2 protein-coding genes are annotated in these 1,069 nt (G+C 62.5%); both read right to left on the bottom strand.

From position 1 onward, the window contains the following. Positions 1-703 (bottom strand): transposase (locus ACS8Y6_RS18340; protein WP_440856239.1); only part of this gene is annotated, 703 nt, incomplete at its 3' end. A 109-nt stretch (positions 704-812) separates the two neighbouring features. Next, positions 813-1,069 (bottom strand): IS66 family insertion sequence element accessory protein TnpB (tnpB, locus tag ACS8Y6_RS18345; RefSeq protein ID WP_440856240.1); only part of this gene is annotated, 257 nt, incomplete at its 5' end.

The raw sequence follows: 1,069 nt of genomic DNA on the forward strand, positions 1-1,069 counted from the left end.
GCACCTCGACCCCATGGCGCCCCAGCACCTTGGCAAACCGGTGCAGCGGCAGACCATCGGCGTACTTGACGGTCAGCAGCATGGCCAACAGGCCGGCACTGAACTGGCTGCGGGGCAGGACCCGGGGCACGGCGGGGGCAGTGACCGGCGCATGTTCGCCCTTCGGGCACCCGTAGCGTGGGCGAACCGTGCGGATGACCCGCACCTGCATGGGCACGATGTCCAGCTGCTCGCTGACCTCTTCGCCGATGCGAATCATGGGTGTGCCGCAGTCGCACTGGCGTGCCTCGTCGGCCACGTCCACGACCTGCGTGATGCGGGGCAGCTCTGGTGGCAACGGGCGGCGCTTGCCGCGGCGCTTGGCAGGCGATGGCTTCGAGGTCGATTCCGGCTCGATCGTCTCGGCGTCTTCAAGGTTGGAATCCAGCGACGCTTCGAACTCGGCCTCGTTGAATAGCCGCCCCTGGCCGGCATGCGCTTCGCTGCTGCGACCGAACATCCGGTGCTGGGCCAGACGCCAGCGCTCGAGAATCTCCTGAACCTTCTGGGCCACTTCGGTGGCCACGCGCCGATCGACCTCTTGCTGAATCCGTTGCTCAACCTCGCTCGCCAGCCGCTGTTCGATGCTTTGTTCGATTTGCGGCGCCAGGGCTTCGGCCAGCTGCGCCCGATCGGCTTCTCGAAGCGCTTGAAGTTCTTCCACCGAACGCGGTAACGAGCCGACCGGGTCGGGATCCGGGATTTGGAACTTCAAAACCATCGAAACCCGCGCAATAAGCCCTTTTTAAGCTGTTTATATTATAGCTTGTTCATCAGCACGATGCCCGATACTTCAGTGTTTTATGCGGTTGATTACGCCAAAGATCGAACCCTTCCAGCAGCCATTCCAACTCGCGCATCGATAAGGCACACGTGGCCCCGATATCCGCCGTATCCGGCCAGGCAAAGCGCTGCTTTTCGAGCCGTTTTTGCCACAGACAGAAGCCGTTGCGGTGCCAGTACAAGGCCTTGAGGCCGGTGCGCCGTCGGTTGATGAAGACAAACAGCGTATCGCCGAACGGGCTGACGT

The sequence above is a fragment of the Salinisphaera sp. RV14 genome (assembly GCF_052044135.1).
Classification (GTDB): domain Bacteria; phylum Pseudomonadota; class Gammaproteobacteria; order Nevskiales; family Salinisphaeraceae; genus Salinisphaera.